The organism is Pseudomonas sp. 2725 (genome assembly GCF_050434585.1).
GTDB lineage: Bacteria > Pseudomonadota > Gammaproteobacteria > Pseudomonadales > Pseudomonadaceae > Aquipseudomonas > Aquipseudomonas jessenii.
The window spans coordinates 109,037-131,862 of the sequence record NZ_JBNDIV010000004.1; the positions used below are offsets into that span (position 1 = coordinate 109,037).

Below are 22,826 nucleotides of genomic sequence, written 5' to 3' on the forward strand. Positions count from 1 at the left end.
CTTCAGATCAATTCACGGACGTCGACGAAACGACCGTTTATAGCAGCGGCCGCGGCCATGGCCGGGCTGACGAGGTGAGTACGACCACCGGCACCCTGACGGCCTTCGAAGTTACGATTGGAGGTCGAGGCGCAATGCTCACCGGACTCCAGGCGGTCCGGGTTCATCGCCAGGCACATCGAGCAACCCGGCTCACGCCATTCGAAACCGGCTTCGAGGAAAATCTTGTCCAGGCCTTCCGATTCAGCCTGGGCTTTAACCAGGCCCGAGCCCGGCACCACGATGGCCTGCTTGATGGTCGAGGCCACTTTACGGCCCTTGGCGATCACGGCCGCCGCACGCAGGTCTTCGATCCGCGAGTTGGTGCAGGAACCGATGAACACGCGGTCGAGCTGAATGTCGGTGATCGCCTGATTGGCGGTCAAACCCATGTACTTCAAGGCACGGACGATGGAGTCGCGCTTGACCAGGTCCATTTCCTTTGCTGGATCCGGCACGTTCTGGTCTACCGCCAGCACCATCTCAGGCGAAGTACCCCAGCTGACTTGCGGCTTGATCTGGGTCGCATCGAGCTCTACAACCGTATCAAACGTGGCATCGGCGTCAGACACCAGGTCTTTCCAGGCTTCAACGGCCAGGTCCCATTCCGCGCCTTTCGGGGCAAATGGACGGCCCTTGACGTAAGCCACGGTTTTTTCGTCCGCAGCCACCAGGCCTACGCGAGCGCCGGCCTCGATGGACATGTTGCAGATGGTCATGCGGCCTTCGACGGACAGGTCGCGAATCGCGCTGCCGGCGAACTCGATGGCGTGGCCGTTACCGCCGGCGGTGCCGATCTTGCCGATCACCGCGAGCACGATGTCCTTGGCGGTCACGCCAAACGGCAATTGGCCTTCGACGCGCACCAGCATGTTTTTCATTTTCTTGGCGACCAGGCACTGGGTGGCGAGCACATGCTCGACCTCGGAAGTGCCGATACCGTGAGCCAATGCGCCGAATGCGCCATGGGTCGAGGTATGGGAGTCGCCGCAGACCACGGTCATGCCGGGCAAGGTTGCGCCTTGCTCCGGGCCGATGACATGGACGATGCCCTGGCGAACGTCGTTCATCTTGAACTCGACGATGCCGTATTCATCGCAGTTGTCATCGAGGGTCTGGACTTGCAGGCGCGAAACCTGGTCAACGATGGCGTCGATGCCGCCCTTGCGCTCCGGCGTGGTCGGTACGTTGTGGTCCGGGGTCGCGATGTTGGCATCGATGCGCCATGGCTTGCGCCCGGCCAGACGCAGGCCTTCGAAGGCTTGCGGCGAGGTCACTTCGTGGATGATGTGACGATCGATGTAGATCAGCGCAGAGCCATCGTCGCGCTGCTTGACCAAATGCGAATCCCAGAGCTTGTCGTAGAGCGTTTTGCCGGCCATCAGACGGTTTCCTCATCAGCTTGTTTCTATGCCCTGGGTCTTGAGCGACTCAATAACCCCTTGGCTTGTGAGGCTGATCCTATGGGGTTACATTAAATAACTCAAATTCATATTTTTTATGCTTTGGATAACCAACTGGAATGCAACTATGGACCTGGCCAACCTCAATGCCTTTATTGCCATCGCCGAGACCGGAAGCTTCTCCGGCGCCGGGGAACGGCTGCACCTGACCCAGCCGGCCATCAGCAAGCGCATCGCCGGGCTGGAGCAGCAATTGAAGGTGCGGTTGTTCGACCGTCTGGGTCGTGAAGTGGGCCTGACCGAGGCCGGGCGCGCCCTGCTGCCGCGGGCTTATCAGATTCTCAATGTCCTCGATGATACGCGCCGTGCCCTGACCAACCTCACCGGCGAGGTGACCGGCCGTCTGACCCTGGCCACCAGTCACCACATCGGCTTGCACCGTTTGCCGCCCTTGCTGAGGGAGTTCACCCGACTCTACCCACAAGTGGCGCTGGATATTCAGTTCCTCGATTCGGAAGTGGCCTACGAGGAAATTCTCCATGGCCGCGCCGAACTGGCGGTCATTACCCTGGCGCCAGAACCCCATGCGCTGGTCAAGGCCACCCCGGTATGGGACGACCCGCTGGATTTCGTGGTTGCGCCGGAGCATTCGTTGCTCAATAACGGCAAGGTCAGCCTGGCGGACATCGCCCGACACCCGGCGGTCTTCCCTGGTGGCAATACCTTTACCCACCACATTGTGCAGCGGCTGTTTGAAGCCCAGGGCCTGACGCCAAACATCGCCATGAGCACCAACTACCTGGAAACCATCAAGATGATGGTCTCGATCGGCCTGGCCTGGAGCGTTTTGCCGCGCACCATGCTCGATGACCAGGTGGCGCGCATACCTTTGCCGGGCATACAGCTCACTCGCCAGCTAGGCTATATCTTGCACACAGAAAGGACGCTGTCGAATGCTGCGCGGGCCTTCATGGCCTTGCTGGACGCTCAACTCGATCAGCCAGGGACTCAAGGCTAAGCTGTGCTAATCCTGTAGAGCCGCGAATTCCTGCCCCAAACGCCCATTCAGCCCAAGGCTTGCCAATGCCCAAATCTGTTGACCGTATTCCGCCAATGCCGCGTATACAGGCACTTGACCCGAAAAGCTCCGAACAGAGCTGGGAAAGTGCCCCGCAATTGTTGGCCGCGCTCAACGGCGCGCGCTTGGGTGCGTGGTATTGGGACATCGAGCGCGGAAAGATCAGTTGGTCCCGGGGCACGCAGGCGCTGTTCGGCTTCGATCCCCGCAAACCGTTGCCATCGGATCTGGAATACCTCGACTTGCTGCCTCCGGAGGATCGCGCGAAAACCGTTCGCGCGTTCCACGCAGTCATCGCTGGCGCACCGCTGGAGCAAGCGATGCATCACCGCATCCGCTGGCCCGATGGCAGCCTGCACTGGCTGGAAATCAGCGGCAGCCTGTTACCGGACAAGCACGGCCGGCCACGGATGATCGGTGTGATCCGCGAGATTACCCACCAGCGCCAGCGCGAACAGGCGTTGAGCAGCTCGGAAAAACGCTTCGCCACCCTGTTCCACCTGTGCCCCAACATGGTCCTGCTGACCCGCCAGGAAGACGGCCTGATCACCGAAGCCAACCAATATTTCGAAAGCCTGTTCGGCTGGCCGGTGCAAAACGCGATCGGCCGCACCACCCTGGAACTGGGCCTGTGGGTGCATCCCGAACAACGGGCCGAACTGGTCAAGGCCACCAAAGCCAAAGGCGACCTGGTCAGCATGGAAGTGCAGTTTCGCGCCAGCAATGGCCAGGTCCACGACGGCATCCTCAGTGCGCAAAAGGTCGAGCTCGAAGGCCAGCCCTATCTACTGAGCACGTTCCTTGACACCACCGAGCGCAAAGTCGCCGAACAGGCCCTCAAGGACAGCCAGGAACGCCTCGACCTGGCACTGGACTCGGCGCAACTCGGCACCTGGGACTGGCACATTCCCAGCGGCATGCTCTACGGATCGGCACGGGCCGCCCAACTGCACGGTTTGGACGCCAAGCCCTTCCACGAGTCCTTCGACGAGTTCTTCGAAGGCGTGCCCGGCGAAGAACGCGACACCATGCGCGACGCTTACCGCAGTCTGCGTGAAGGCCCGGCCGGCAACTATCAATTGACCTACCGCGTGCAATTGCCCGACGGCACCTCGCGCTATCTGGAAAGCCGTGCCCGCCTCTACCGCGATGACAACGGTGTGCCGGTGCGTATGGCCGGCACCTTGCTCGACATCACTGATCAGGTGGAACGCGAACAACGGCTGGTGGCCTCCGAAGAGAAATTCGCCACGCTGTTCCAGGTCAGCCCCGATCCGATCTGCGTCACCCGCCAGGACTCCGGCCAGTTCATTGAAATCAACTCCAGCTTCACCCAGACCTTCGGCTGGAGCACCGCCGATGTGATCGGCCGCAGCGCCGACGAAATCGGCCTGTGGGACGCTTCGGCGAAAAGCCTGCGACGAATCGAACAAGTGATCCGCGAACAAGGCCTGAACAACGTGGCCATTCTGGTCCAGCACAAGGAAGGACAGACCCTGACTTGTGTGATTTCCAGCCGCCAGATCAGCGTCGGCGACCAGCCCTGCATCGTCACCACCCTGCGCGATATCACCCAGCAACAGCGCTCGGAAGCGGCGCTCAAGGCCAGTGAAGAGAAATTCGCCAAGGCCTTCCACTCCAGCCCCGACGCCATCACCATCACCGAGCGCGACACCGGACGCTATCTGGAGGTCAACGACGGCTTCTGCCGCCTGACCGGCTACCGCGCCGAGGAGGTGGTGGGCCGCACGGTGTACCAGGTCGGGATCTGGGCCGAAGAAAAACAACGCTCGGCGCTGCTGGCCGAATTGCAGATCAAGGGACGGGTTCATCACCAGGAAATGCTCGGGCGCAACAAGCGCGGCGAACTGCTCACCGTCGAAGTCTCGGTGGAACCGATCACCCTCAATGAAACCGCCTGCCTGCTGCTGACCGCGCGCGACGTCAGCCTGCTGAAAAATGCCGAAGCGCAGATCCGCCACCTGGCCTATCACGACCCACTGACCAACCTGCCCAACCGTGCCTTGCTGATGGACCGCCTGAGCCAGCAGATCGCCCTGCTCAAACGGCATAACCTGCGGGGCGCGCTGATGTTCCTCGACCTCGACCATTTCAAGCACATCAACGACTCCCTCGGGCACCCGGTGGGCGATACCGTGCTGAAAATCATCACCGCGCGCCTGGAGGCCAGCGTGCGCATGGAGGACACCGTTGCGCGCCTGGGCGGTGACGAATTCGTGGTACTGCTCAGCGGCCTCGAAGGCTCGCGCAGCGAGGTCAGCGATCAGGTTCGCCAACTGGCCGACACCATCCGCGAGCTGCTGTCCGAACCGATGTTCCTCGACGGCCAGCGACTGCAAGTGACACCCAGCATCGGCATTGCGCTGATCCCCGATCACGGCTCGACCCCGACTGACCTGCTCAAGCGCGCCGACATCGCGCTCTATCGCGCCAAGGACTCGGGTCGCAATACTACGCAGATGTACCACAACACCATGCAGAAGGCCGCGAGCGAACGCCTGCGCATGGAAACCGACTTGCGCCTGGCCCTTTCCCGGGGCGAGTTTCGCGTGCATTACCAACCCCAGGTCGACGCCCGGGGCGACCGCATCGTCGGCGCCGAAGCCCTGGTGCGCTGGAATCATCCAGAGCTCGGCGCGCAGTCACCCACCGAGTTCATCAAGGTGCTGGAAGACAGCGGACTGATTCTTGAGGTCGGTACCTGGATCCTCGACGAAGCCTGCCAGGCCTTCAAACGGTTGATCGACGACGGCCTGGTGAATCCGTATAAATTCAGCCTGTGCGTGAACATCAGCCCGCGCCAGTTCCGCCAGAACGATTTCGTCGAACGTGTCGAAAACAGCCTGAACACCTATGGCCTGCCCTGCTCTCTGTTGAAACTGGAAATCACCGAAGGCATCGTGATCCAGAACCTGGAAGACACCATCAGCAAAATGCGCCGTCTGAAAAAACTCGGTGTCAGCTTCGCCATGGACGACTTCGGCACTGGCTACTCCTCGCTGACCTACCTCAAGCGCTTGCCGGTCGACACCCTGAAAATCGACAAGTCATTCATCCGCGACGCCACCAGCGACCCGAACGACGCCGAGATCATCCGCGCCATCGTCGCCATGGCCCACAGCCTGGATTTGAAAGTGATAGCCGAAGGGGTCGAAACAGCGGAGCAGCTTGAGTTCCTGCAGGGGCTGGAGTGTCACTTCTACCAAGGGTATTTGCACAGCCTGCCGTTGCCGGTGGAGGAGTTTCAAAAACTGCTGAAGTGACGGGCACAAAAAAGGGCGCCAGTGGCGCCCTTCTTCTTGCTCCGACTCAGTGTTGCAGAGCCGGCTTTTGCGTCCCGTTGATCGGGATGCGCTTGGCTTTCGCCTCTTCCGGAATCACCCGCAGCAGGTCGATGCTCAACAGACCGTTGCTCAGGCCGGCAGCCTTGATCTCGATGTGGTCCGCCAGACGGAAGGACAGCTTGAACGCACGCTGCGCAATGCCCTGATACAGATAAGTGACGTCTTCGTTCGCGTCGCGTTTACCGCCACTGATGGTCAGCACACCTTTCTCGACTTCGAGCTCCAGATCTTCTTCCTGGAAACCGGCCGCGGCAATCACGATGCGGTATTGATCATCGCCGTGTTTCTCCACGTTATAGGGTGGATAGCTGCTGCCTGGCTCGTTGCGCAGGGCGGTCTCGAACAGGTCGTTGAAACGGTCGAAACCTACCGAGGAACGGAACAGTGGGGCCAAGGATAATGTAGTAGCCATGATGCAAATCTCCTGAAAACAATCAGCAAGGTTTTTTGTCTCCGCGACCCGAATTCGGCATCGCGTAATCCTTAAATAGGGACCGCTGATTGCATTTCAAGAGATTGTTTTCTGCTTTTTTTACAAAAAATTTCAGGCCGCTTCCGCCACCGGCAAACCCAAAAAGCGCGAGACGTTATCCAGCTCGGTCTCACGACGCAGCACGGTAAAGAGCTCTACCGCCTCGGGATAATTGCGGGTCAGCATCGCCAGCCATTGCTTCAGACGACCCGGCGACTGGCGTGGCGTCATTTGTGCCTTGGCTTGCAGCCAGAAGTCCTGGATCAGCGGCAACAACTCGGTCCAGGTCATCTCGACCACCTCTTCACCGGCCCGCGCCGCGGCGATCTGCCGGGCGAGATCCGGGCGCGAAACCAGGCCGCGACCGAGCATGATGTCTTCCACGCCGCTGATCTCGCGGCAACGACGCCAGTCTTCGACGCTCCAGATGTCGCCATTGGCGAACACCGGCACCTTGACCACGTCCTGCACCCGCGGAATCCACTCCCAGTGTGCCGGCGGCTTGTAGCCGTCGACCTTGGTCCGCGCATGCACCACGATATGTTCGGCACCGCCTTCGGCCAGGGCCGTGGCACACACCAGCGAGCCGTCCGGGCTGTCGAAGCCCAGGCGCATCTTGGCGGTGACTGGAATGTGCGCGGGGACGGCACGACGGACGTGCTCGACGATCTGGTTGAGCAGCTCGGGTTCCTTGAGCAATACCGCACCACCACGGGATTTGTTGACGGTCTTGGCCGGACAGCCGAAGTTCAGGTCGATTACTTCGGAGCCCAGCTCACAAGCCAGCGCGGCATTTTCCGCCAGGCACACAGGATCGGAACCGAGCAGTTGCACACGCAGCGGCACACCGGAGGCCGTCCGGGCACCGTTGAGCAACTCCGGACCGAACTTGTGGAAATAGGCAGGTGTGAGCAACTGGTCGTTGACCCGGATGAACTCGGTCACGCACCAGTCAATACCACCCACACGGGTCAGCACGTCGCGCAGGATGTCGTCGACCAACCCCTCCATGGGCGCCAAAGCAATTTGCATGAAAAACACACTCGAGGAAAAACGTGCGGCAGTTTACTGGATAATCGAGCGAAAGACTTGTGCATACCCTTGTGGCGAGGGGGCTTGCCCCCGTTGGGTCGCGAAGCAGCCCCGGCATTTCGTCAGATAAAATGCATCGACAGGTTTTGCGACTGCTTCGCAGCCGAACGGGGCGGTGCGGCGGTCCGACAAGCCCCCTCGCCACAGGAACCAGTGTCAGGCCGGGGTTTGCAACGCCGGGCCATAACCCTCGATGAACTCCGCCGGCATGCGCTTGGGCTTGCCCGTGGACAGCTCGATGCAGACGAAGGTGGTCTGCGCCCGCAGCAACGTCGAATTATCGCTGGGGCGGACCAACTGGAAGTGCCGGGTCATTTTAAGGCGCTGATCCCAATCGACGATCCAGGTCGCCAATTGCAACTCATCGTCCTCATAGGCTGCCGCCAGGTAATCGATCTCGTGCCGCACCACCGCCATCGCCCGGTCCAGCCGCCGATACTCGACCAGGTCCAGGCCAAGACGCTGGGAGTGGCGCCAGGCACAGCGTTCGAGCCAGGTCACGTAGACCGCGTTGTTCGCGTGCCCCAACCCGTCAATGTCCTCGGCGCTCACTTGCAGATCAATGATGAACGGCGTTTCCCGATCCCAGCCCATGCCCGACTCCCTGGTCAGATAATTTCGACCGGGGCAGTGTAACGGAAGCTCAGGCGGATTGGCGTGATTGCAGACTGCGCCCGGCCAGCAGTGATAACACGCCATCAATCACCCGAGGGTCGGCCAACACTCGCTGATGACCACCGTCTTTCAAACGCAACAAGCGGCTGTCGAACCAGGCTTCATGGATCAGCTGGGATTCCTTCACAGAGACAAAGTTGTCGTCTTCGGCATGGACAATCAGGCCGGGCATGTCGAGTTGATAGTGCGCGACATCCAGCGTCGCGGCTCGCATGCCGACGTCTTGCTCGACCTGGCGAATGAACGCCGAGCGGGCCTTCGGTGGCAGCCCGACATAACGGGCAAAACCACGCAACACACCAAGAATCCTCGCCGGGGCCGCAATGCTGACCAGGGTTTCGGTGCGCAGGCCCAACTGGACCGCGAGCATCGCACTGGCGCCGCCCATGGAGTGGCCGATGACCGCTTGCAGGGGGGGCAGTTCGGCGGCCGCTTCCAGCATGGCGCGGGCGAACAGCACCACATTCGCTTCACTGCCCGGTGAGCGACCGTGGGCCGGACCATCCAGAGCCACGACCGAGTAACCGGCATCGACCAGCGCGGTGATGAGGCTGGCAAACTGCGTCGGCCGCCCTTCCCAGCCATGCATCAGCAATACTGCCGGGCCCTGCCCCCAACGCAAGGCCGAGAGACCGAAACGCAGGGTGACCCGCTCGGACTTGGCCAACAGTGGCAGCTCCCAGTCACGCAGCGGCAGATCCCGTGGCGTCATGAACGCCTGTCGCATTTTGCTTGCGACCAGTTTCGGGGCAACCCAGCCCAAGGTGCCATTAACGCCACGAACCCACTTTAACGTGCTCATCGCATTCTCCTCAGGCCGCAGCCTTCAGGTCAACGCACCGCCGATTTGGCGGCGCGCAGTAATCGATCGGACAACTCTCCTGGCCCCAGCGCCCGCGCCAGAGCCAGCCCACCCACCATCAAGGCCATGTCGGCCAGGGCTTTTTCGGTTTCTTCAGGGCTGGCCGCCAACTGCGCGACCATCAATTCCACATGCTCATTGAGCGCGACACGAAACGCTTCCGGCAGCCGCCCCAGTTCGCCGACCGATGCCGGGATCGGACAGGCCGATTCGGAGGAATCACGGTGCTTGCGCGACAGATAGAACGCCGCCACCAGCGCGCGGCGCTCTTCGCCGGTCAACTCCGCGTCCATGTCGGCAATCAAGTCACGGCGGTGACCGAGCAATTGCCTGAACGCCTCCAGCATCATCGCGTCCTTGCTTTCGAAGTGGGCGTAGAAGCCGCCGACCGTCAGGCCCGCCGCGCCCATCACTTCGCCCACGCTTGGCTCGGCCGGGCCGCGCTGAATCAGCGCTGCGCTGGCAGCCTTGAGGATGCGTTCGCGGGTTTGGGCTTTTTTATCGTTCATCGTTGCCTCCGAATATTACGATTGAAATATTATTCTCATAATAAATTTTAGCAAGTCATGGGCGTGACCGCTGGTCTGAAGAACAGTTTTTTTGGAAATTTTGGAAATGGAGGAATTTGGCCAAACGCCAGACAAACAAAAGGGCCATTCAATAATTGAATGACCCTTATAAATCCCGCAGAGCGGGTAATCGTGGCGTCCCCTAGGGGACTCGAACCCCTGTTACCGCCGTGAAAGGGCGGTGTCCTAGGCCACTAGACGAAGGGGACACAAACCCTTCTATACAACTGATCAGTGCTGAGTGCTGATCGATTCAAGGCCGGTGTGGCCAGACCTTGAACTGTAAAATTGGTGGAGCTAAGCGGGATCGAACCGCTGACCTCCTGCATGCCATGCAGGCGCTCTCCCAGCTGAGCTATAGCCCCGGATTTTTCGCCTCGCGGCGGAGCGACATCTTGCAACATCGCTTCTGTAAAACTGGCGTCCCCTAGGGGACTCGAACCCCTGTTACCGCCGTGAAAGGGCGGTGTCCTAGGCCACTAGACGAAGGGGACGCAAACCCTTCTATACAACTGATCAACGCTGAGTGTTGATCGCTTCAAGGCCGGTGTGGCCAGACCTTGAAGTGTAAATTGGTGGAGCTAGACGGGATCGAACCGTCGACCTCTTGCATGCCATGCAAGCGCTCTCCCAGCTGAGCTATAGCCCCTCATCGTTGATGTCATCGCTGAGGACGGGGCGAATCTTAAGGGCGTATCGAAAGCCTGTCAAACTTATTTTTCAAAAAAATTAAAATTTTTTGCCGACATAACAATCACTTACCGCCCTCCCCCCCGAAAAATCGGGGTCTGAGGACCACTGCGCGCCCAACGACGGGCACACACAATGGCCATCAGCCCTTCATCAAGCGTGTCAGGCAATCGCGCCCAACAGCTTTTCCCACTCCTTGTTTTCTTTCTTCGACACGCCGCCCAGCAGGTCAATGGCCTGGCGCAGACGGAAACGTGTCAGGTCCGGCCCGAGGATTTCCATCGCATCGAGCACCGACACCGAGCTGGCCTGGCCAGTGATCGCAGCGAACATCAGCGGCATGGCATCACGCAGCTTCAGCTCCAGGGATTCGACCACCGCCTGAATCGTCGCGGTGATGCTGTCTTTTTCCCACTGACGCAGGCTTTCGAGCTTCCACAGGATCAACTGCATCAACTGACGAACCTGATCACCCGACAGCTTCTTCGATTCGAACAACTTCGCATCCGGGTTCACGCCACCGGCAAAGAAGAACCCGGCCAGCGGTGCCACCTGGCTGAAGGTTTCGACCCGGCCCTGTACGTGCGGTGCGATCTTCATCATGTATTCGGAATTGAACGCCCACTTCTGCACGCGCGCGGCGAACTCTTCCACCGGCAGGTCGCGCAGCCACTGGCCGTTGAGCCACGACAGCTTCTCGATGTCGAAGATCGGCCCGCCGAGGGACACGCGCTTGAGGTCGAAGTTGTCGACCATTTCCTGCAGCGAGAACTTCTCGCGCTCGTCCGGCATCGACCAGCCCATGCGACCCAGGTAGTTGAGCATCGCTTCGGGCATGAAGCCCATGCGCTCGTAGAAGGTCACCGAGGTCGGGTTCTTGCGCTTGGACAGTTTGCTCTTGTCCGGGTTACGCAGCAGCGGCATGTAGCACAGCTCCGGTTGTTCCCAGCCGAAGTATTCGTAAAGCAGGATCAGCTTCGGTGCCGATGGCAGCCATTCTTCGCCACGCAATACGTGGGTGATGCCCATCAGGTGGTCGTCGACCACGTTGGCCAGGAAGTAGGTCGGCAGGCCGTCGGTCTTCATCAGGACTTGCATGTCCATGCGGTCCCACGGGATTTCAACGTCGCCACGGAGCATGTCCGGCACCACGCAAACGCCTTCGCTCGGTACTTTCATACGGATGACGTGCGGCTCGCCAGCGGCAAGGCGACGGGCGACCTCTTCCTTGGACAGCAGCAGCGCGCGGCCGTCATAACGCGGGGTTTCGCCGCGAGCCATCTGCTCGGCGCGCATCTGGTCAAGCTCTTCGGCGGTGCAGAAGCACGGGAAGGCATGGCCCATTTCGACCAGTTGCTGGCAATACTTCTGGTAAATGTCGCCACGCTCGCTTTGACGGTACGGACCGTGCGGGCCGCCGACATCCGGGCCTTCGCTCCAGTCGATCCCGAGCCAGCGCAAGGCGTCGAAAATCTGCTGTTCGGACTCGCGGGTCGAACGCAGCTGGTCAGTGTCTTCGATCCGCAGGATGAACTCACCGCCGTGCTGCTTGGCAAAGCAGTAGTTGAACAAGGCGATGTAGGCGGTACCTACGTGGGGATCCCCGGTAGGCGATGGCGCGATGCGAGTGCGGACGGTGGTCATGGCATGTCTCGAAAAGAATAAAAGCGAAGTTCAAACAAGGCGCGAATGGTAACAGGCGACACCCGCCCGGCTCCAGTGAACAGGGCATTTAAGCCAAGGTTGCGTCTGTAACGCCCGTACAGGGAGGTGAATGGCCGAAAATCAGCCGACAGCATTTACCGCTTATCGGCTGTATGCCAGATTTGCCCGCTGATAACTTCTCTTACAATTTCTCGACTACAGTTTGCCCCATGCCTGCCCAACTCAAGCGTCGCCTCTTCTCGTTCCTGCTGATTGTCCTGTTGGTTGCCGGGGGCCTGTTTGCCCATTGGCTCTTGAAGGGGCGCTTTTATGAAAGCACCGACAACGCTTATGTCCAGGGCGAGATCACCCGCGTGTCGAGCCAATTGGGCGCGCGTATCGATCAGGTGCTGGTGCAGGACAACCAGCATGTCGAGAAAGGCCAGTTGCTGGTCAAACTCGAAGGCGACGACTTCCGCCTCGCTGTCGACCGCGCCAATGCCGCCCTGGCCACCCGCCAGGCCGAACGCCTGCAAGCCCAGAGTAAACTGACCCAGCAGGCCAGCTTGATTGCCGCCAGCGAAGCGCAAGTCGCGTCCAGCCAGGCCAGCCTGGGTCGCTCGCAGATCGACCTGACCCGCGCCGAGACCCTGCGCAAACCCGGCTATATTTCGGAAGAACGGGTGACCACCCTCTCCGCCGACAACCACATCGCACGCTCGCAAGTGGCCAAGGCCCAGGCCGACGCGCAAAGCCAGCGCCAGCAGGTCAATGCGCTGAATGCAGAGATCAAACGCCTCGACGCGCAGATCGCCAACGCCAAAACCGACCTGGCCCAGGCCGAACTGAACCTGACCCGCAGCGAAATCCATGCCCCCATCAGCGGCCTGATCGGCCAGCGTGCAGCCCGCGAAGGCCAATATGTGCAGGCCGGCGCTTACCTGTTGTCGATCGTGCCGGACGAAGACATCTGGATTCAGGCCAATTTCAAGGAAACCCAGATTGGCCACATGCAACCCGGCCAGGAAGCCGAACTGACCTTCGACGCCTACAGCGACACCCCGATCAAAGCCAGGGTCGACAGCCTGTTCGCCGCCTCGGGCGCGCAGTTCAGCCTGTTGCCGCCGGACAATGCCACGGGCAACTTCACCAAAGTCGTACAACGGATTCCGGTCAAACTGACCTTCGCCGCGGACAATCCGCTGCGCGGCAAGATCCGCCCGGGCATGTCGGTCACCGCCAAGGTGAACATCAAGGACGCCCCTGAAGAAATCACCCCCAAAGTGAGCCACAAAGACGCCCCTGACGATGGCCGGTGATCAATTGATCCGCCCGGTCGGCGAACCGACCCGGCGGGACTGGATTGCGGTGATGAGCGTAATGCTCGGTGCGTTCATGGCGGTGCTGGACATCCAGATCACCAACTCCTCGCTCAAGGACATCCAGGGTGCACTGTCGGCGACCCTGGAAGAAGGTTCGTGGATTTCCACCTCGTACCTGGTGGCGGAAATCATCATGATCCCGCTCACGGCCTGGCTCGTGCAGCTGCTGTCGGCGCGGCGCCTGGCAGTGTGGGTGTCCCTCGGCTTCCTGGTCGCGTCCCTGCTCTGCTCCATGGCGTGGAGCCTGGAAAGCATGATCGTGTTCCGCGCCCTGCAAGGCTTTACCGGTGGCGCGCTGATTCCGCTGGCGTTCACTCTGACCCTGATCAAGCTCCCGGAACACCACCGCGCCAAAGGCATGGCCATGTTCGCCATGACCGCCACCTTCGCGCCCTCCATCGGCCCGACCCTCGGCGGCTGGCTGACGGAAAACTGGGGCTGGGAATACATTTTCTACATCAACATCCCGCCTGGCCTGATCATGATCGCCGGCCTGATGTACGGTCTGGAGAAAAAAGAAGCCCACTGGGAATTGCTGAAAAGCACCGACTACGCCGGCATTCTCACCCTCGGCGTCGGACTCGGTTGCTTGCAGGTGTTTCTGGAGGAAGGCCATCGCAAGGACTGGCTGGAATCGAGCCTGATCGTAACCCTGGGCAGCATCGCACTGGTCAGCCTGATCAGCTTTGTGATCGTGCAGACCTCCAAACCCAATCCGCTGATCAACCTCGGCATCCTGCGCAATCGCAACTTTGGCTTATCAAGCATTTCCAGTGTCGGGATGGGGGTCGGGCTGTACGGCTCGATCTACCTGTTGCCGCTGTACCTGGCGCAGATCCAGAACTACAACGCCTTGCAGATCGGCGAAGTGATCATGTGGATGGGCGTGCCGCAGCTGTTTCTGATTCCGCTGGTGCCCAAATTGATGAAATACGTCTCGCCCAAATGGCTGTGCACACTGGGCTTCGGGCTATTCGGGTTGGCGAGTTTCTCTTCAGGCGTGTTGAACCCGGACTTTGCCGGGCCGCAGTTCAATCAGATCCAGATCATCCGCGCCCTGGGCCAACCACTGATCATGGTCACCATCTCGCTGATCGCCACCGCCTACATCCTGCCCCAGGATGCGGGATCGGCCTCGAGCCTGTTCAACATCCTGCGCAACCTCGGCGGCGCCATCGGCATCGCCCTGCTCGCCACGCTGCTGGATGCGCGGACCAAGGTTTACTTTGATTACCTGCGTGAATCCATCGTGCCGAGCAATCCGCAGGTGGCCGAACGGATCGCCTCACTGGCTGACAGGCTGGGCAATGAAACGGCAGCCCTGGGCAAACTCAGCGAGATCGCCCACCAACAGGCGTCGATCATGGCCTACAACGATGCGTTTCATTTTGTCGGGATTGCGTTGGGGATCAGCATGGTGGCGGTGTTGCTGACCAAAAAGTTGCCGGAGGGGTTGAAGGCTGGGGAAGCACACTAATTGATACTTGCAGCGCCCTGACCGGCCTCATCGCGAGCAAGCTCGCTCCCACAGGGATCACACCGAACCTTGTGGGAGCAAGCTTGCTCGCGATGAGGCCAGTTCAGACACTACAAATCAAACAGTAATCAACCGCTCGCGCAACTTGCCAATCTCATCGCGCATCTGCGCCGCCGCTTCAAACTCCAGATCGCGCGCCAACGCATACATCTTCTCTTCCAAGGCCTTGATACGCTTGGCGATCTCGCCCGGCGAGCGCAACTCCGCTTCGTATTTGGCGTTCTCTTCCGCAGCCTTGGCCATGCCCTTGCGCTTCTTGCTGCGCGAACCCGGCACGGTGGCGCCTTCCATGATGTCGGCGACGTCCTTGAACACACCTTTGGGGGTGATGCCGTTGGCCAGGTTGAAGGCGATCTGCTTGTCGCGACGGCGCTCGGTTTCGCCGATCGCGCGCTCCATGGAACCGGTAATCCGGTCGGCATACAGAATCGCCCGGCCATTAAGGTTACGTGCCGCACGCCCGATGGTCTGGATCAGTGAGCGCTCGGAACGCAGGAAACCTTCCTTGTCGGCATCGAGGATCGCCACCAGCGACACTTCCGGCATATCCAGGCCTTCGCGCAGCAGGTTGATCCCCACCAGCACATCGAAAGTACCCAGGCGCAGATCACGGATGATCTCGACCCGCTCCACGGTGTCGATGTCCGAGTGCAAATAGCGCACGCGCACGCCGTGATCGGCCAAATAGTCAGTCAAGTCTTCGGCCATGCGCTTGGTCAGTGTCGTGACCAGCACTCGCTCTTCCAGAGCGACGCGCTTGGTGATTTCCGACAGCAAGTCGTCGACCTGGGTCAGTGCCGGGCGAATCTCGATTTGTGGGTCCACCAGCCCGGTCGGGCGCACCACCATGTCAATGACGCGGCCAGCGTGTTCGGCTTCGTAGTTGCCCGGGGTCGCCGAGACGAAAATCGTCTGCGGGCTGATGCTTTCCCACTCATCGAAACGCATCGGCCGGTTATCCAGCGCCGAAGGCAGGCGGAAACCGTATTCCACCAGTGTCTCTTTACGCGAACGGTCGCCTTTGTACATCGCACCGACCTGCGGAACGCTGACATGGGACTCGTCGATCACCAGCAAAGCATCGGCAGGCAGGTAATCGTAAAGGGTGGGTGGTGCCGCGCCGGCTTCGCGACCGGACAGATAGCGCGAGTAGTTTTCGATGCCGTTGCAATAACCCAGTTCAAGAATCATCTCCAGGTCGAAACGGGTACGCTGCTCCAGGCGCTGGGCTTCCACCAGCTTGTTGTTGGAGCGCAGGTATTCCAGGCGCTCCTGCAACTCGACCTTGATGCCCTCGACCGCGCCCATCAGGGTTTCCCGTGGCGTCACGTAGTGGCTCTTCGGGTAGAAGGTGAAGCGCGGCAGTTTGCGAATGACTTCGCCGGTGAGCGGATCGAACGCCGACAGGCTTTCCACTTCATCGTCAAAGAGCTCGATGCGGATCGCCTCGAAATCGGATTCCGCCGGGTGGATATCGATCACATCGCCACGCACGCGGAAGGTTGCACGGGCAAAATCCATGTCGTTGCGGGTGTATTGCAGGTCAGCCAGGCGTCGCAGCAATTCGCGCTGGTCGAGCCGGTCGCCGCGATCCACGTGCAACACCATCTTCAAATAGGTTTCCGGGCTGCCCAGACCGTAGATGCACGACACCGTCGTGACGATGATCGCGTCCTTGCGCTCGAGCAATGCCTTGGTCGCCGACAAACGCATCTGCTCGATGTGGTCGTTGATCGACGCATCCTTCTCGATGAAGGTGTCCGAGGACGGCACGTAGGCTTCCGGCTGGTAGTAGTCGTAGTAAGAAACGAAATATTCCACCGCGTTGTTCGGGAAGAACGCCTTGAACTCACCGTACAACTGCGCCGCCAGGGTCTTGTTCGGCGCCAGCACCAGGGTCGGGCGCTGCACCTGGGCGATCACGTTGGCGATGCTGAAGGTCTTGCCCGAGCCGGTCACACCGAGCAGCGTCTGGTGCGCCAGCCCGGCTTCGATGCCCTCGACCATCAGGCGGATGGCTTCCGGCTGATCGCCGGCGGGCTCGAAACGGGTGACTAGCTGGAATTCAGACATGAAATACCTCTGGAATCACGCTTGCCGGCAAAACCGGCACGAACGAGAAAGACCGCAAACGACCGATGTCGCCCGAAGAAAAAACTGGATTGTGCTCAATGTGGAGCCGATTGCCAGCGCTTTCAAGGCAAACGTCCTACATCGCGCAAAACCTTTGCCGACGCCTTTCGACTAACGGTCGCAAAATAATCGGAAAAACTTACCTTAAAAGCCGAATAGCCTGTCGCCATTGATCGCGGATGGCCTCTATACTAGCTCCCCGTTTGTGCACCGCTCTAGTGCATTCGGCTGGAGCGCGACACGTCCCTCCACACTCCATTCAGAGCCGCCGCAATAATGAGCCTGTTCTCCGCTGTCGAAATGGCACCACGCGATCCAATCCTGGGCCTCAACGAAGCATTCAACGCCGATACCCGGACCAACAAAGTCAACCTGGGGGTCGGTGTTTACTGCAACGAGGAGGGGCGAATTCCACTCCTGCGCGCCGTTGTCGAAGCCGAAACCATTCGCGCCGCTCAACACGTTTCCCGTGGCTACCTGCCAATCGACGGCATCGCCGCCTACGACCAGGCCGTGCAAAAGCTGCTGTTCGGCAATGACTCGCCGCTGATCGCTGCCGGCCGTGTAATCACCACCCAGGCCGTTGGCGGTACTGGCGCACTGAAAATCGGTGCCGACTTCCTCAAGCAACTGCTGCCGAACGCCGTTGTGGCGATCAGCGACCCGAGCTGGGAAAACCACCGCGCGCTGTTCGAAACCGCCGGTTTCCCGGTGCAGAACTACCGTTACTACGACGCCGCGACCCACGACGTGAACCGTACCGGCATGCTGGAAGACCTGAACGCGCTGCCAAACGGCTCGATCATCGTGCTGCACGCCTGCTGCCACAACCCGACCGGCGTGGACCTGAGCCCGGCGGACTGGAAAAACGTCCTGGACGTGGTTAAAGCCAAAGGCCACGTGCCGTTCCTCGACATGGCCTACCAGGGCTTCGGCGATGGCATCGACGAAGACGCCGCTGCCGTACGCCTGTTTGCCGAGTCGGGCCTGACTTTCTTCGCCTCCAGCTCCTTCTCCAAGTCGTTCTCGCTGTACGGCGAGCGCGTGGGTGCCCTGTCGATCGTCAGCGAATCGAAAGAAGAAAGCGCGCGCGTGTTGTCGCAAGTCAAACGCGTGATCCGCACCAACTACTCCAACCCGCCGACCCACGGTGCCAGCGTTGTCGCTGCAGTGCTGAACAACCCGGAACTGCGCGCCCAGTGGGAAGCCGAACTGGCCGAAATGCGCCTGCGCATTCGTGGCATGCGTACCCAGATGGTCGACCTGCTGGCACAAAAAGCGCCTCAGCGCGATTTCAGCTTCGTCGGTCGTCAGTGTGGCATGTTCTCCTACTCCGGCCTGACGGTTGAGCAAGTTCACCGCCTGCGCAACGAGTTCGGCATCTACGCCCTGGACACCGGCCGCATCTGCGTGGCCGCGTTGAACCAGAGCAACATCAAGGTTGTGACGGACGCTATCGTCCAAGTCATCTGATGACACCTTGAAATGAAAAACGGGAAGCCATGGTGCTTCCCGTTTTTTATTTGTCACAGATAATTTTCGGCAACTAGAGCGAGCCCTCTAAACTGCACACAACTATCCACTGTGGGAGCGAGCTTGCTCGCGATAGCGATTGTCCTGCCAACATCAATGTTGAATGTGATGCCCTCATCGCGAGCAAGCTCGCTCCCACAGGTTTGAATACACCCTGGAATTCTGCGAGAACCCATATGAAAAACGACGACCTGCGCGCCGACCGCGATGACCTGGATGACCTGGATCACTTCACCCCACGCGCCCCGGCAAAACGCGGCAACAACCTGGTGATGCAAGTGGCCGCCGGTGTGTTTCTCGGCGGCCTGGCCCTATGGCTGGTGCAATTGGGTGCCACGGCGCTCTACGCCAAACTGATGCTTGGCACGATTACCTTCGGCGGTTAAGCCAGTTCGGTCGCGCGCTGGCTGGCAGCGTCGTCGTAGGCGACATACAGCGATTCAGCGACCTGACTCTTGATCGCTTTAGTGCTTTCCAGGCCCAGGACAAAACCTTCGGCCTTGCCGCCAGCACGGTTCAATGCTTCAGCGGTGCCGGCCTGAGTGATGGCGTCGAACAACTTTTCGGCGTGGGGGCCGACACCTTTGGGCAGGCTGATCTGAGAGATGCTCATGGGTGCATCCCGTGGCGTCGAGGTGTGAGGGTCAAATGATTCATGGCGCGTACCTTTTCGGCGAATGGCCGGCAGCGCGTGTCACCACTTCCGGGCAGCCATGGTAGACCTCTGGGGCGATCCTGGTAACCGCCAATCGCCGCTAAACCACCGCCCGTCCCGATGATTCGCTCAAATTGTTATTCGGTGCTTGACTTCTCTTTTTGAATCAGTAAGATACGCGCCATTCCGCGATAGCTCAGTTGGTAGAGCAAGTGACTGTTAATCACTGGGTCCCTGGTTCGAGTCCAGGTCGTGGAGCCAGACAGCAACATCGAAAAGCCCCTGAATCGAAAGATCCAGGGGTTTTTTATGGTCGATTGAAAAGCCAACGCCTGAAAAGCAAAAAGCCGATCTGTCTATTCGACAGATCGGCTTTTTTCAGTTGCCGTGAACGTCAGACATGCTCACTGCTTTTCGTGTGGACCGCCCGTGGTTCTGCCACACCATGTTCCGATTCCAGCACCGGAATCTCCTTGCCGTCGCAATCGTGCAGTTTACCGTCGCTGAAGTAGTCCCCTTCACGCAACGCCGCCAGATCCTGATAACGCAGCACCCGCTCGGTACCGGCCGCAAACACCGATTGCTGGTCGGAGTTACCGGCAGTCAGATGGTTGAAGGTCAGGTTCAGCACGATGGCCATGATTGCCGAAGAACTGATGCCCGAATGGAAAATGGTCGCGAACCAGCTCGGGAAGTGATCGTAGAAGCTAGGTGCCGCGATCGGGATCATGCCGAAGCCAATCGAGGTCGCGACGATGATCAGGTTGACGTTGTTGCGGTAGTCGACCTTGGACAAGGTCCGAATGCCGCTGGCCGCGACGGTACCGAACAGCACGATGCCAGCGCCACCCAATACGGAGGTCGGTACGGCGGCGATGACCCGGCCCATGAAGGGCAGCAGACCGAGGATCACCAGGAACAGACCGCCGGTGGCCACCACGTAGCGGCTCTTGATGCCGGTGACCGCCACCAGACCGACGTTCTGGGCGAAGGCGCTCTGGGTGAAGGAACCGAAGATCGGCGCGAACATGCTCGACAGCATGTCGGCGCGCAGACCGTTGCCCAGGCGCTTGGAGTCAACCTTGGTGCCGATGATCTCGCCGACGGCCAGAATGTCCGCCGAGGTCTCCACCAGCGTCACCATCACCACGATGCACATCGACAGGATCGCAGCAAAGTGAAAGGTCGGCATGCCGAAGTGGAACGGCGTCGGGAAGCCGAACATCGGGCCCTGGGTTACGGACGAGAAATCCGCCATGCCAAGGAACACCGCGATCACCGTACCAATGACCATGGCCAACAGAATCGACAGGCGGGAGATGGTCGCACTGCCGATTTTGCTCAGAAACAGCACCAGCACCAGCGTTACCGCCGCCAGACCGATGTTCGCCATGCTGCCGAAGTCCGGCGCATGGCTGTTGCCGCCCATTGCCCAGCGCGCGGCTACCGGCATCAGCGTCAAGCCGATGGTGGTAATCACGATGCCGGTCACCAGCGGCGGGAAAAACTTGGTGATACGCGAGAACACCGGGGTTATCAGTAACCCGATCAGGGACGCCGCTATCACCGCCCCCAGCACCGATTGAAACCCGCCCTCCCCGCCACTGCTGACAATCGCCACCATGGTCGCGACGCCGGAGAAGGATACGCCCTGCACCAGCGGCAATTGACAACCAAAAAACGGTAAACCCAGGGTTTGCAGCAGTGTTGCCAGCCCCCCCGCAAACAATGAAGCAGCAATCAACAAACCGATGTCCGCCGGCGAGAGCCCGGCCGCCTGGCCGATGATCAATGGCACCGCGACGATACCGCCATACATGGTCAGAACATGTTGCAGGCCATAAGCCATATTCGCGCCGATCCCAAGATTTTCGTCCTCGGGCCGTTGGTGTGAAACATGGGGCGTTTTCATGGAGGGGGTTCCCTGGTTTTTGTTATGCGCACACTGTATGCAAGACATAGGACAAATGTCTATAGAGTTGTATACAACTTATCAGTCACAAAATGGATACTTGTCCATTTCCGCCTGACGCCCACCCTCCTGGCCCCGCCAAAAACCTTGAAATACATCCCTCGCCGCCCGCACCCGCGTGCTGACTAGTCTTTGAATTCCTGGCGACCATCGGTAAGGCCCGCCTCTTCTACATACATATAAAGTATGCATAATGAAGTCATTCGAAATTCAGTTCCACAAGGCCAAGAACGCAGCCAACAAACTCAAGCACCAAGGCATCAGCCTCGCAGAGACTGAACCGGTATTCCATGACGAGCGAGCGCTGACCATCGAGGACAACCACCATGATGAACAACGCTGGATCACCATGGGGCTGGACGCCAAAGGCCGGTTGCTGGTTGTCGTGTACACCCACCGCGATCCGAATTTCGTTCGAATCATTTCCGCGCGCATCGCCACCAAAAGCGAGCGTCGTCAGTACCTGGAGGCATGACCGATGAAAGACGAATACGATTTCAGTAACGCCAGGCGCGGGGCCGTGGCGCCCGCCAAAGGCAAGACCCGCATTACCATCATGCTCGATGACGCAGTCATCGAAGCAGCCCGCGCACTGGCAGAACACGAGGGGTACGGCTACCAGACGGTGATCAACAATACCTTGCGCCGAGCCCTGCTCAACGAAGGCAAGAGCGCACACCTGAAACAAACCCTCACCCCTGCCGAACTCAAGGGTCTGGAGCAGAAACTGGCAGAGGCCTTGCGCGAAATCCAACGGGTGATGGAGCCGGGTGTTCGGCCCTGAAACACAAAGGGCCGATCAATCGGATCAGCTCTGTGCGATGCCCAGGATCAGTCTGTTACTGCGGCGCTGCGATCAATCGTTTCAGAGTCCGTGCCAATTGCGCCTGTTCCGGAACGCGAATGCCGAACTCGCTGCCCAGCAGGCCAATCAGTTCCTGAACATCCGTCACCTCCCGCCGCTCGCTGTCATGGCCAATCCGGTGAATCGCGAAGCTGCCATTGTTGAGCGTGCGTCGCCACCCCTCCCCGGTGCGCGCCACCATCAACTGCTTGACGAAAGACGACTCGGGGTGGGTCGAGACGTACCAGTTGCCCACAGCAAAATCGATATCTTCCTGGCGTTGCAGGTCGAAGATGTACATCGCTCGCCATTCGCCCGCAACGTTGGCGCGCAGGGTAAAGCCGTCGACGTGCAGATCGATGCGATACGACTCGTGCGGGGTAGGTTGTTCGGCGCGGGTATCAAGCAACAGGGGCGCGGTCGGTACCATGCCGCCGAAGCCGACGTCGGTGATGTAGCGCACGTCATCGATGATGACCAGGCTCAGGCGGTGGGTCCGGGCAGTCCAGGAGCCCTCCGGCTGCCCCATCACCACCCGGCCGCTGATGGCACGGGCGTCGAAACCCAATTCCTGTAGCAAGGCCAGGAACAGGTTGTTGAGTTCGTAGCAGTAACCGCCACGACCTTCGTGCAAGACCTTCTGCTCTATGGACGGCAAGTCGATCAGCACCGGCTCGCCGGATAATGTGGTGAGGTTTTCAAACGGGAAAACGCCGGTATGGCGCAATTGCAGCTGACGCAAGGTTTCCAGGGTCGGTGCTGGAGGTGCATCGAAGCCCAGGCGTTGCAGATACAAAGCACGGTCGGTCAGGCGTGGCTCGCTCATCGTTCAGTCCTTTTGCACGCAAGCGGCGGATTGCTCCGCCAGTGGCCGCTATGTA

19 protein-coding genes and 5 tRNA genes are annotated in these 22,826 nt (G+C 59.9%); 9 read left to right on the plus strand and 15 right to left on the minus strand.

Translation table 11 applies throughout. The features are described 5' to 3' along the window. Nucleotides 1-2 precede the first annotated feature (2 nt). Nucleotides 3-1,421, minus strand: a complete 1,419-nt coding sequence (gene leuC / locus ABIE16_RS11885) for a 3-isopropylmalate dehydratase large subunit (RefSeq protein ID WP_057715577.1) — start codon at nt 1,419-1,421, stop codon at nt 3-5. Nucleotides 1,422-1,569: 148 nt separating this feature from the next. Between leuC and ABIE16_RS11890 the strand changes: the two genes are divergently transcribed. Further along, nucleotides 1,570-2,460: a LysR family transcriptional regulator gene (locus ABIE16_RS11890; RefSeq protein WP_057715578.1), complete on the plus strand. Its 891-nt coding sequence runs from the start codon at nt 1,570-1,572 to the stop codon at nt 2,458-2,460. Nucleotides 2,461-2,525: 65 nt separating this feature from the next. Then, nucleotides 2,526-5,804 (plus strand): PAS domain S-box protein, encoded by a 3,279-nt coding sequence (locus ABIE16_RS11895; RefSeq protein WP_429521221.1) that lies wholly within the window; start codon nt 2,526-2,528, stop codon nt 5,802-5,804. A gap of 46 nt (nt 5,805-5,850) precedes the next feature. On the opposite strand, the gene ABIE16_RS11900 is transcribed toward ABIE16_RS11895, so the two are convergent. From ABIE16_RS11900 to gltX, 10 genes are all read right to left on the minus strand, one after another. After that, entirely contained in the window at nt 5,851-6,297 is a 447-nt protein-coding gene (locus tag ABIE16_RS11900; RefSeq protein ID WP_057715580.1) for an Hsp20 family protein, read from the minus strand. Nucleotides 6,298-6,429: 132 nt separating this feature from the next. Continuing rightward, nucleotides 6,430-7,389, minus strand: coding sequence for a tRNA dihydrouridine synthase (locus tag ABIE16_RS11905; RefSeq protein WP_429521222.1), 960 nt, complete (start codon nt 7,387-7,389; stop codon nt 6,430-6,432). A 216-nt stretch (nt 7,390-7,605) separates the two neighbouring features. Continuing rightward, complete coding sequence (locus ABIE16_RS11910) at nt 7,606-8,043, minus strand: acyl-CoA thioesterase (protein ID WP_154910080.1); 438 nt, start codon at nt 8,041-8,043, stop codon at nt 7,606-7,608. A 49-nt stretch (nt 8,044-8,092) separates the two neighbouring features. Continuing rightward, entirely contained in the window at nt 8,093-8,926 is an 834-nt protein-coding gene (locus tag ABIE16_RS11915) for an alpha/beta fold hydrolase (RefSeq protein ID WP_090454212.1), read from the minus strand. 29 nt (nt 8,927-8,955) lie between these two features. Beyond that, complete coding sequence (locus ABIE16_RS11920) at nt 8,956-9,495, minus strand: TetR/AcrR family transcriptional regulator (protein WP_057715584.1); 540 nt, start codon at nt 9,493-9,495, stop codon at nt 8,956-8,958. A gap of 193 nt (nt 9,496-9,688) precedes the next feature. After that, a tRNA-Glu gene (locus ABIE16_RS11925) sits at nt 9,689-9,764 on the minus strand. Between the two features lie 80 nt (nt 9,765-9,844). Beyond that, nucleotides 9,845-9,920: transfer RNA gene (locus ABIE16_RS11930), tRNA-Ala, on the minus strand. A gap of 53 nt (nt 9,921-9,973) precedes the next feature. Next, nucleotides 9,974-10,049, minus strand: a tRNA-Glu gene (locus ABIE16_RS11935). Nucleotides 10,050-10,128: 79 nt separating this feature from the next. Continuing rightward, nucleotides 10,129-10,204: transfer RNA gene (locus tag ABIE16_RS11940), tRNA-Ala, on the minus strand. A 203-nt stretch (nt 10,205-10,407) separates the two neighbouring features. After that, nucleotides 10,408-11,889: a glutamate--tRNA ligase gene (gltX, locus tag ABIE16_RS11945; RefSeq protein ID WP_090454210.1), complete on the minus strand. Its 1,482-nt coding sequence runs from the start codon at nt 11,887-11,889 to the stop codon at nt 10,408-10,410. 230 nt (nt 11,890-12,119) lie between these two features. Between gltX and ABIE16_RS11950 the strand changes: the two genes are divergently transcribed. Beyond that, nucleotides 12,120-13,208, plus strand: coding sequence for an HlyD family secretion protein (locus tag ABIE16_RS11950; RefSeq protein WP_154860620.1), 1,089 nt, complete (start codon nt 12,120-12,122; stop codon nt 13,206-13,208). Between the two features lie 49 nt (nt 13,209-13,257). Then, nucleotides 13,258-14,748, plus strand: coding sequence for an MDR family MFS transporter (locus ABIE16_RS11955; RefSeq protein ID WP_174245540.1), 1,491 nt, complete (start codon nt 13,258-13,260; stop codon nt 14,746-14,748). A 117-nt stretch (nt 14,749-14,865) separates the two neighbouring features. On the opposite strand, the gene uvrB is transcribed toward ABIE16_RS11955, so the two are convergent. Beyond that, complete coding sequence (uvrB, locus tag ABIE16_RS11960) at nt 14,866-16,881, minus strand: excinuclease ABC subunit UvrB (protein WP_057715588.1); 2,016 nt, start codon at nt 16,879-16,881, stop codon at nt 14,866-14,868. A gap of 336 nt (nt 16,882-17,217) precedes the next feature. Here uvrB and ABIE16_RS11965 point away from each other — a divergent pair, with 336 nt between their 5' ends. Together ABIE16_RS11965 and ABIE16_RS11970 are read left to right on the plus strand one after the other, a co-directional pair. After that, nucleotides 17,218-18,414: an amino acid aminotransferase gene (locus ABIE16_RS11965; RefSeq protein ID WP_429521223.1), complete on the plus strand. Its 1,197-nt coding sequence runs from the start codon at nt 17,218-17,220 to the stop codon at nt 18,412-18,414. A gap of 236 nt (nt 18,415-18,650) precedes the next feature. Further along, on the plus strand, nt 18,651-18,860 hold the full coding sequence (locus ABIE16_RS11970; RefSeq protein WP_057715590.1) for a hypothetical protein: 210 nt from the start codon (nt 18,651-18,653) through the stop codon (nt 18,858-18,860). Here ABIE16_RS11970 and ABIE16_RS11975 read toward each other — a convergent pair. Continuing rightward, on the minus strand, nt 18,857-19,087 hold the full coding sequence (locus ABIE16_RS11975) for a hypothetical protein (RefSeq protein ID WP_007978659.1): 231 nt from the start codon (nt 19,085-19,087) through the stop codon (nt 18,857-18,859). The genes ABIE16_RS11970 and ABIE16_RS11975 overlap by 4 nt on opposite strands. A gap of 227 nt (nt 19,088-19,314) precedes the next feature. Between ABIE16_RS11975 and ABIE16_RS11980 the strand changes: the two genes are divergently transcribed. Beyond that, nucleotides 19,315-19,390, plus strand: a tRNA-Asn gene (locus tag ABIE16_RS11980). Between the two features lie 133 nt (nt 19,391-19,523). On the opposite strand, the gene ABIE16_RS11985 is transcribed toward ABIE16_RS11980, so the two are convergent. Further along, nucleotides 19,524-21,041, minus strand: a complete 1,518-nt coding sequence (locus ABIE16_RS11985) for a nucleobase:cation symporter-2 family protein (protein ID WP_057715592.1) — start codon at nt 21,039-21,041, stop codon at nt 19,524-19,526. A gap of 253 nt (nt 21,042-21,294) precedes the next feature. On the opposite strand from ABIE16_RS11985, the gene ABIE16_RS11990 reads away from it, so the two are divergent. Both ABIE16_RS11990 and ABIE16_RS11995 read left to right on the plus strand, forming a co-directional pair. Continuing rightward, nucleotides 21,295-21,576 carry a BrnT family toxin gene (locus ABIE16_RS11990; RefSeq protein WP_090454200.1) on the plus strand — a complete coding sequence of 94 codons (282 nt, stop codon included), beginning with the start codon at nt 21,295-21,297 and terminating at the stop codon, nt 21,574-21,576. Nucleotides 21,577-21,579: 3 nt separating this feature from the next. Further along, a complete protein-coding gene (locus ABIE16_RS11995) occupies nt 21,580-21,885 on the plus strand; it encodes a BrnA antitoxin family protein (RefSeq protein WP_090454198.1) in 306 nt (101 codons plus the stop codon). A gap of 55 nt (nt 21,886-21,940) precedes the next feature. Here ABIE16_RS11995 and ABIE16_RS12000 read toward each other — a convergent pair whose 3' ends face one another. After that, nucleotides 21,941-22,771 (minus strand): arylamine N-acetyltransferase family protein, encoded by an 831-nt coding sequence (locus ABIE16_RS12000; protein ID WP_429521224.1) that lies wholly within the window; start codon nt 22,769-22,771, stop codon nt 21,941-21,943. Nucleotides 22,772-22,826 lie beyond the last annotated feature (55 nt).

Excerpts from the sequence above, each read along its gene's own strand:
- leuC (WP_057715577.1), bottom strand. The coding sequence starts at position 1,421 with ATGGCCGGCAAAACGCTCTACGACAAGCTCTGGGATTCGCATTTGGTC.
- ABIE16_RS11890 (WP_057715578.1), top strand. The coding sequence starts at position 1,570 with ATGGACCTGGCCAACCTCAATGCCTTTATTGCCATCGCCGAGACCGGA.
- ABIE16_RS11895 (WP_429521221.1), top strand. The coding sequence starts at position 2,526 with ATGCCCAAATCTGTTGACCGTATTCCGCCAATGCCGCGTATACAGGCA.
- ABIE16_RS11900 (WP_057715580.1), bottom strand. The coding sequence starts at position 6,297 with ATGGCTACTACATTATCCTTGGCCCCACTGTTCCGTTCCTCGGTAGGT.
- ABIE16_RS11905 (WP_429521222.1), bottom strand. The coding sequence starts at position 7,389 with ATGCAAATTGCTTTGGCGCCCATGGAGGGGTTGGTCGACGACATCCTG.
- ABIE16_RS11910 (WP_154910080.1), bottom strand. The coding sequence starts at position 8,043 with ATGGGCTGGGATCGGGAAACGCCGTTCATCATTGATCTGCAAGTGAGC.
- ABIE16_RS11915 (WP_090454212.1), bottom strand. The coding sequence starts at position 8,926 with ATGAGCACGTTAAAGTGGGTTCGTGGCGTTAATGGCACCTTGGGCTGG.
- ABIE16_RS11920 (WP_057715584.1), bottom strand. The coding sequence starts at position 9,495 with ATGAACGATAAAAAAGCCCAAACCCGCGAACGCATCCTCAAGGCTGCC.
- gltX (WP_090454210.1), bottom strand. The coding sequence starts at position 11,889 with ATGACCACCGTCCGCACTCGCATCGCGCCATCGCCTACCGGGGATCCC.
- ABIE16_RS11950 (WP_154860620.1), top strand. The coding sequence starts at position 12,120 with ATGCCTGCCCAACTCAAGCGTCGCCTCTTCTCGTTCCTGCTGATTGTC.
- uvrB (WP_057715588.1), bottom strand. The coding sequence starts at position 16,881 with ATGTCTGAATTCCAGCTAGTCACCCGTTTCGAGCCCGCCGGCGATCAG.
- ABIE16_RS11965 (WP_429521223.1), top strand. The coding sequence starts at position 17,218 with ATGAGCCTGTTCTCCGCTGTCGAAATGGCACCACGCGATCCAATCCTG.
- ABIE16_RS11970 (WP_057715590.1), top strand. The coding sequence starts at position 18,651 with ATGAAAAACGACGACCTGCGCGCCGACCGCGATGACCTGGATGACCTG.
- ABIE16_RS11975 (WP_007978659.1), bottom strand. The coding sequence starts at position 19,087 with ATGAGCATCTCTCAGATCAGCCTGCCCAAAGGTGTCGGCCCCCACGCC.
- ABIE16_RS11985 (WP_057715592.1), bottom strand. The coding sequence starts at position 21,041 with ATGAAAACGCCCCATGTTTCACACCAACGGCCCGAGGACGAAAATCTT.
- ABIE16_RS11990 (WP_090454200.1), top strand. The coding sequence starts at position 21,295 with ATGAAGTCATTCGAAATTCAGTTCCACAAGGCCAAGAACGCAGCCAAC.
- ABIE16_RS11995 (WP_090454198.1), top strand. The coding sequence starts at position 21,580 with ATGAAAGACGAATACGATTTCAGTAACGCCAGGCGCGGGGCCGTGGCG.
- ABIE16_RS12000 (WP_429521224.1), bottom strand. The coding sequence starts at position 22,771 with ATGAGCGAGCCACGCCTGACCGACCGTGCTTTGTATCTGCAACGCCTG.